The organism is Psychrobacter sp. Ps6 (genome assembly GCF_022129235.1).
GTDB lineage: Bacteria > Pseudomonadota > Gammaproteobacteria > Pseudomonadales > Moraxellaceae > Psychrobacter.
The window spans coordinates 1-3,934 of sequence record NZ_JADQAI010000032.1 but is presented as its reverse complement, the minus strand read 5'-3'; the positions used below and the strand labels follow the sequence as shown (position 1 = coordinate 3,934).

Genomic DNA, 3,934 nt, shown 5'->3' with positions numbered 1-3,934 from the left:
CTTAGAACCATACTCATGCTTCTCTAACTATGCCTTCCATGAAGTAACTAAATATGTACCTATCAAAAGAATCAAATGATGCATTTAGTTGCACTTGATGCTCTATAGGCATACTCGTAAATTCTTCTAAAACAACATGAATCTCAACCTCATCTCGCTCAAGGTCAATCACTCCTAGATCATGAATTTTCCTAGATAACATCCTTGGTAAACCGTACTCTTCCAACTGATAAACCAAAGGTGGTAAGAAAGCATTAGAGACTTTACCTATAAAAGGCGCAATATCTATATTCTCATTAAGAATATTTTTCTGAAGAACATTTACATCATTAAGTAGCGAGGCAAGCTTGAATGTAGCTTTCTTCTCTAGTTCGAAGAACTGATCAATGCCAATATCTAAGTCTTCCAGTCTATTGAGTAACTGAGGAATAGTTAGAGACCAGTTGTCTGCTAAGACCTTAACGAAACCCACAAATTTACTATATTTGTCACCCCAACCACTTGGAGATAGCCTTATTACTTTGTACAAGTAACCGTCCCAATCATCGGGATGGCTCGAATTTAGGTATCCTAAACCGCTCCACGTCGGTTTGTTGGTTACTAAGTCTTTTGCGATGCTATGAATTAAAAACGAATCACTGGATTCAAGTTGACCACCTTTTTGAAGTTGATTCAGTCTACCTTCACCCAATAGTTCTTCCATATCCTCTTTGTAGGCAATTATCCTAGCTATTTGCTCCTGAGTTAGCTCAGTCTTATATTCTTCCAAATCAATACTGCCCACGAGTTGATCTGGAAATTCCAAATCTAACTGCGTTTCAGTTTCTTCTGGAGGCTTTTCTAGAATATAGATTTTCCCAATGAAGTGGCGCAACATTCTACCACCACGTCCAATGATGTTCTTATAGCTAAAATCATTAATGCGTGCTTTCCCTTTGCCACTGAGATTGCTCCATAGAATGACGTTTTCCGCAGATGTATTTACTCCCTCTATAATAGAAGATGTGGATACCAAGGTTTTGAGTCCATGTTTTTCTTCAAATAGCCGCACTTGAATTTGACTTAGCGAGCGATGCAAGCGTCCATTATGGATACCTGCCCCTCTTTTTACCAAGTTAGTCAACTTCCAGTTAACATCGTAATTTTTTCCCAACCAATGATGGAAATCTCTCAGCAGGCCACTTTCTGATGAAGGAAAGCGGTCTGTAAGCAAATTTGATACGCTATCAATATTTCTAAACGTACCTGCATAGATCAATGTCTTACTAGCAGTATTCGATAGGATATTAATTAATGTATCACTCTTAGCCCTTTCATCGCCGTTGATCTCCTCATACAGCTCATACTTTTCGAGAAAGACAGTGTTGAAGTTCACACTTACAAACTCCATATTTTTTGTAAATAAACTGTCATTCAGTGAAGAGATGTTCGGGGCAAGAAAGTACTTTTGCTTTGCTTTCGAGCCAAGTTTCAATATGGCATTTATTAATGAGGGAGACCTATCCTTATCAAAAGCTGAACTGGCTTTATAAAACTCATCGACTATCAAGATGTCTATGTTCTCTAACTGTTCTGCATAGTGGATAGCTCGTTCTTGAGGAAAAATAAAGATGTTTGAATCAGCAAGCCTTGCTTCGGAAGTTGTGATGATCTTATAGTTCGCACCAAATTTCTTATGCAATCGCCTTCGAGTTTCATCTGTTAACGCAATCGTAGGGACAATGATTACTACATTTTTAGGCTTTTTTAACGCTATAAACGCATCAATAACGAAACTCTTGCCAAAACTGGTGGGAGCACTGACGGCAAGGTTTTTTCCCTCGATTAACTTTTTGAGTATTGAGGATTGCTCCCTATGTAGGGCTAGAGTCTCTCTTTCACCAACATCCACCTTGAATGCTTCATGAGCATATCTATCTTGCCAATCGCTGGTTTCCAGTTGAATGTAAGGAAATAAACCGACCTGCCTGATCAGGTTGTTGACCAAAGGTGAATATTGGATTTGGTTAGACTTATGATAGTCCAGCAGTTTAATGAGTTCATTTCTTGCAGACATCTCATCTTGATCATTTATGTAGTCATTGATCTCATGGCACTTTTCAAATATATCCACTAGAACTCCTCCTTCAAGAACTCAACTTTTTGAACAAACTTGTCAACAATTTGAGCCTTATTTGGGACTGGAAACAGTATGATATGAAAGGTTATTTGGTCGTAAAGATGTAAGTCGCTCATCTCTGATATTTGCTTCTCAAAGTAAGCATTTGCTCTATCTAAGTGGTAATCCATAACTTGCGTTTGGTATTCCTCTGACCACATGGTCGTACCTAGAGTTACCTCGCACTCATGAAGTATAAAAATGGGAATATGGATTTTGGGTTTAATGGAGTCTAGTGACACTTTAGATGACAACGCATCTTTGATTCGTTGACGTAATTCAGAGTTTTCAACTAAGTGATCAATGTCACTAACATTTGTGACGATACTGTTCTCTTTCTTCAGTTTATCTGGCTTCAAGGAGTTCTTTACAGATGTAACTATGGAACCAAGCCTAGCGTTTTCAATTGACTTGTAAAACTTAGCCTCGCCAAACCAAAGGGAAAAATCATCTCCATGCAAAACTAGGTGGACACTGTCTGCACCTTTCGCATTATCTTGAGCATTTTGTTTATAGAAAATTTTGGGAACCACAGGCAAAGCACCATAGTGGTGCTTCATAATCCCGTATAGGAAAATTTCGGCTAATTCACTACCTTTGCCAATGTCAGTTTCTTTATCTGTCAATCTCAGGTTAGCTGCGGAGGCGGTAAGTAAAGATGAGGATTTGTTAATTAGTGCTTCTCGCTCCTGAGACGACAGAGACGTTTCTGCAATATTATCCCATATAAACATATGAAAATTTTTGTGGCGCCAACTTCCTTCCTCGAAATCATTGGCGATACTCAGGACATGCTTGTTGCATTGAGGGCTTATACTTTTCGTACAGACATCAGAAAATGAGCTGTCTAACAGTACATTGAATTCCATAACTCACTAACCTGTATAACAATTTTCTCAATGATATACAACTAGTGACATTGCATCAATGCAGACATCATATGTAAGGTAATAAACTTGATGGCGCGATAGGCATTCTATTGCACACAAAGCAAACCTATAACTTTTCTTTAAAGAGACTTACATTAGGCCATTGATTCAACCAATCTTGCGCAATGTCTTTCCTCTTTCGTAAAGTTCTCACATCGATTTCTAAAGGTAAGCACCTAGATAAGAGTGTATGGAACTTGGGTAAAGATTTTACTTCGTTAAGTTTTAAGTACCACAGACAGCAAACACCCTGCAATAAATCTTCTAGATCATTAATGTCAATGCTTTCGAGATTGTCAGTTAAAGTCTCATATACATATTCATTTGACTTAACTAAACCCGCCAAATGTAATCGCTTAGGCAACTCTAGCCTATGATTACACTATGCATCAGTTGAGAAATTGTTTATTGGCAGCCAAGTAATCTTTTAGAGTCTTATGGCTTAACCCACGGCAAAGCAATTCGTCACGATATGCCATGGCAACCGAGCTAGAAATTTTGGCCGCTTCTTGTTTTTTTTAAAAAAGCTAAGAAATCGCCACAGCGCTGCCGAAGTTGTTTGAGAGTTAAGTTCGTTACTTTTTCTAACTGCTTAGACGCAATAAATCTATCTAGAGTCTGTTCATCCACTTGAACCGCAGTGTTATTTGGCTTGGTTTCTTTATTGATAGGTAGAGACTTGCATAGTGCTATATCCACACTACTTTCTTGCTGGAATTGTTGCCGAAGTTGATTTACCTGTTCATTCAACTGAGCTTTAAATGTGTTGTAAGGAAGCTGCTGGGAATCTGCATCGGTGAAAAGAGCAAAGATCAGTTTGGTGTGCTCGACATTGCGTAAGTACGCT

Annotated in this window: 3 protein-coding genes; all 3 read right to left on the bottom strand. The window is 38.5% G+C overall.

Annotated features, from left to right (window positions below):
• Nucleotides 1–13: 13 nt before the first annotated feature.
• A complete protein-coding gene (locus tag I3255_RS13275; RefSeq protein ID WP_238039236.1) occupies nt 14–2,113 on the bottom strand; it encodes a DEAD/DEAH box helicase in 2,100 nt (699 codons plus the stop codon).
• Nucleotides 2,113–3,027: a DUF1837 domain-containing protein gene (locus tag I3255_RS13270; RefSeq protein ID WP_238039235.1), complete on the bottom strand. Its 915-nt coding sequence runs from the start codon at nt 3,025–3,027 to the stop codon at nt 2,113–2,115. The genes I3255_RS13275 and I3255_RS13270 overlap by 1 nt, the downstream gene beginning before the upstream one ends.
• Before the next feature lie 549 nt (nt 3,028–3,576).
• The coding region (locus I3255_RS13265) for a hypothetical protein (protein ID WP_238039234.1) at nt 3,577–3,934 on the bottom strand (358 nt) is incomplete at its 5' end.

Bases quoted from the DNA above. Each gene is read 5' to 3' on its own strand.
- I3255_RS13270 (WP_238039235.1), bottom strand. From the start codon at position 3,027: ATGGAATTCAATGTACTGTTAGACAGCTCATTTTCTGATGTCTGTACG.